Consider the following 3,506-nt stretch of genomic DNA (forward strand, 5'->3'; position numbering starts at 1 on the left):
GGCATCCACTGGCTGAGTACCTGCGGTTGATTGCCGGGTTGTGCCGTGTTCAGCAACAGGTGTTCGACGACCCACCGCAGACGGCGCGGATCGATCAGCAAAGGATTGCTGCCTGTCAGCAACATGGTTTACCGCCGTTCGCCGCCGACACGCTGGTGCGCGAAGAGGGCTGGCAGGCTTGGCTTGACGCGTTGCTGCAGCGTTATGAGCCGGCGCATCAACCTGCGGTTGTGGATGCGCTCGACACGCTGCGCGCCGCCAGTCCCGGTCAGTTGCGTGCGTGGGCCGTGGCTCTGGTCAGTGGCCAGTATTCGCTGGTGCCGGCGCAGCTGGTGCCGTTCCTCGGCGCCGCACTGCAAGTGGCGTGGAGCCACTGGCTGCTCAGCGTGCACGACCTGCAACTGAAACCCGGCGACAGCCTCAGCCAATGCCCGGCCTGCGGGTCACCGGCGATGGCCGGGGTGATCCGCCATCGCGGCAAACACAACGGTCTGCGTTATCTGGTGTGTTCGCTGTGTGCCTGCGAATGGCATGTGGTGCGGGTCAAGTGCGTGTATTGCGAGTCGAGCAAAGGGCTCGACTATCTGAGCTTTGAGGATGATCGGCATGCGGCCAATCAGGCGCCGTTAAGGGCGGAGGTCTGTCCGGGCTGCAATAGCTACCTGAAACTGGTTTATCTGGAGAACGATGCCGATGCCGAGGCGTTGTCGGCAGATCTCGGCAGTTTGCTGCTGGATATGCGTCTGGCTCAGGACGGTTATCAGCGGCTGGCACCGAATCTCTTGCTGGCTCCGGGAGATGAGTGAACGCAGGGTCTACACTCTGGCCCAGTGATCTGTCTCCAGGAGTGGCTGATGTCCCTGCGGTTACCTTCCATTGATGGGTTGTTGCGTCACCCGGCCTGCCTGCCGTTGGCCGAGCGTCATGGACGTGAGTCGCTGCTGGCGGGTTTACGCCAGTTGCTCGATGAGTTGCGTTCCGCTGTCTTGAGCGGGCAATTGTCCGCCGTCGAAATCAGCCCCGAAGTGCTCGCTGGCCGCGTCGGTGAACGCCTGGCCCGGCAACAGCGCAGCAACGTGCGGCGGGTGTTCAACCTGACCGGCACGGTGTTGCACACCAACCTCGGCCGCGCCTTGCTCCCGGACGAAGCCATTGAGGCCGTGCACATGGCCGCGCGTTATCCGCTCAACCTGGAGTTCGATCTGGGCAGCGGCAAGCGCGGTGATCGCGATGATTTGATCGAAGGCCTGATCCGCGAACTGACCGGCGCCGAAGCCGTTACCGTGGTCAACAACAATGCCGCCGCCGTGCTCTTGACCCTGAACAGTCTCGGCGCACGCAAGGAAGGCATCATTTCCCGTGGCGAGCTAATCGAAATCGGCGGTGCGTTCCGCATCCCCGACATCATGGCCCGCGCCGGCGTGCGTCTGCACGAAGTCGGCACGACCAATCGCACCCATGCCCGCGACTATGAGGCGGCGATCAGCCCGCGCAGCGGCTTGATCATGCGCGTGCATGCCAGCAACTACAGCATCGAAGGTTTTACCGCCCGCGTGCCGACAGCGGAACTGGCCGAGCTGGCCCACCGACATGGCCTGCCGTTGCTGGAAGATCTCGGTAGCGGCAGTTTGTTGGACTTGACGCGCTGGGGCTTGCCGGCGGAACCGACGGTGCGCCAAGCGTTGCTCGATGGTGCAGATATCGTCACCTTCAGTGGCGACAAATTACTGGGAGGGCCGCAGGCCGGGTTGATTGTCGGCCGCAAAGAACTGATCGCGAAGATCAAGAAGAACCCGCTGAAACGCGCGTTGCGGGTGGACAAGCTGACCTTGGCCGCGCTGGAGGCGGTGCTGGGGTTATACCGCGACCCGGACCGCCTCGCTGAACGTCTGCCGAGCCTGCGCCTGTTGACGCGCCCGCAAGCCAACATCTTCGCCCAGGCGTCACGGCTGCAGCCGGCGCTGGCTGACGTATTGGGCGAGACCTGGAATGTCAGCGCAGTCCACGCCTTGGGCATGATTGGCAGCGGCAGCCAACCGGTGGCGCGCTTGCCGAGCGCGGCGTTGTGCCTGCGCCCGCAAGTGTCCAAGCGCTTGCGCGGGCGTTGCCTGCTGACTCTGGAAGCGGCGCTGCGCGCCTTGCCGATCCCGGTGCTTGGACGCATTGACGATGATGCGCTGTGGCTGGATTTGCGTCAGCTCGACGATGAACCGGCGTGGCTCGCGCAATTGCCGCACTTGCAGGTCGATTCGTGATCGTCGGCACGGCGGGGCACATCGACCACGGCAAGACGTCGCTGCTGCAAGCCTTGACCGGGCAAACCGGCGACCGCCGCCCGCAGGAACGCGAGCGCGGCATGACCATCGACCTGGGTTATCTCTACGCCGAACTTGAACCTGGCACGGGGCTGACCGGGTTTATCGACGTCCCCGGCCACGAAAAATTCACCCATAACATGCTCGCCGGTGCGCAAGGCATTGATCTGGTGTTGCTGGTGGTGGCGGCGGATGACGGTGTGATGCCGCAAACCCGCGAACACCTGGCGATTGTTGAATTGCTCGGCATTTCGCGGGCCGTGGTGGCGATCACCAAATGTGATCGAGCCGAGGCGGGCAGGGTGGAAGAAGTGCAGCGTCAAGTGCTGGATCTACTCGCGCCGGGGCCGTTTGCCGAGGCGCCGATAATGACTGTGTCGAGCTTGAGCGGGCAGGGCATTGAAGCACTGCGCGAGCTGCTGGTGCAGACGCAAAGCGAGGTACATGAGCATAGCCGTGAAGGGGGATTTCGCCTGGCCATCGACCGCGCGTTCAGCGTGGCGGGCGCGGGGATTGTGGTGACCGGCACGGCGTTGTCGGGCGCAGTTACGGTCGGCGACAGACTGACCCTCGGGCCATCCGGGAAAACCGTGCGGGTGCGCGGCTTGCACGCGCAGAACCAAGCCGCCGAACAGGCCTTCGCCGGGCAACGGGTGGCGTTGAATCTGAGCGGTGAACGCCTTGAACTGGCGCAGATCCATCGCGGCCAGTGGCTGCTAAGCGAGTGGTTGCACGCCCCGACACAACGGCTCGACATCGACTTTCATCTATTGCCCGGCGAACGCACCTTCGAACACTTTCACCCGGTGCATGTGCATCTCGGCACGCAGGATGTCATCGCCCGGGTGGCCTTGCTCGAAGGGCCACGCTTGAGTCCCGGCGAGCGGATGTTCGCGCAATTGCTGATCAATGTGCCGGTGCAGGCGTTGAAGGGCGATCGGCTGATTCTGCGTGACCAGAGCGCGCAACGGACCTTGGGTGGCGGTCAGGTCCTCGACCCGTTTGCACCGGCACGACAACGGCGCAGCCCCGAACGTCTGGCGCAACTGCAAGCCCTGGCTGCCAGCGATAGCCTTGAACGAGCCTTGCCCGTGCTGCTCAATCACAGCGCTGGGGGCCTCGACCCGCAACGACTGGAGCGTCAATTCAATCGCCCGCGCTCAACCTGGTCGTTAGCCGACAACGTGCGCC

3 protein-coding genes are annotated in these 3,506 nt (G+C 63.9%); all 3 read left to right on the forward strand.

Features of this window, described 5'->3' with window-relative positions; translation table 11 throughout:
• Positions 1-806 (forward strand): formate dehydrogenase accessory protein FdhE (fdhE, locus tag DBR24_RS12625; RefSeq protein ID WP_128614924.1); only part of this gene is annotated, 806 nt, incomplete at its 5' end.
• A gap of 45 nt (positions 807-851) precedes the next feature.
• The gene (gene selA, locus DBR24_RS12630) at positions 852-2,255 is read left to right on the forward strand and encodes an L-seryl-tRNA(Sec) selenium transferase (RefSeq protein ID WP_177490536.1); all 1,404 of its coding nucleotides are present in this window, start codon (positions 852-854) and stop codon (positions 2,253-2,255) included.
• On the forward strand, positions 2,252-3,506 hold a 1,255-nt coding region (gene selB, locus DBR24_RS12635), incomplete at its 3' end, for a selenocysteine-specific translation elongation factor (protein ID WP_128614926.1). The genes selA and selB, both read left to right, overlap by 4 nt.

This window comes from Pseudomonas sp. HMWF006 (assembly GCF_003061205.1).
In the GTDB taxonomy this organism is placed as follows: Bacteria; Pseudomonadota; Gammaproteobacteria; order Pseudomonadales; family Pseudomonadaceae; genus Aquipseudomonas; species Aquipseudomonas monsensis.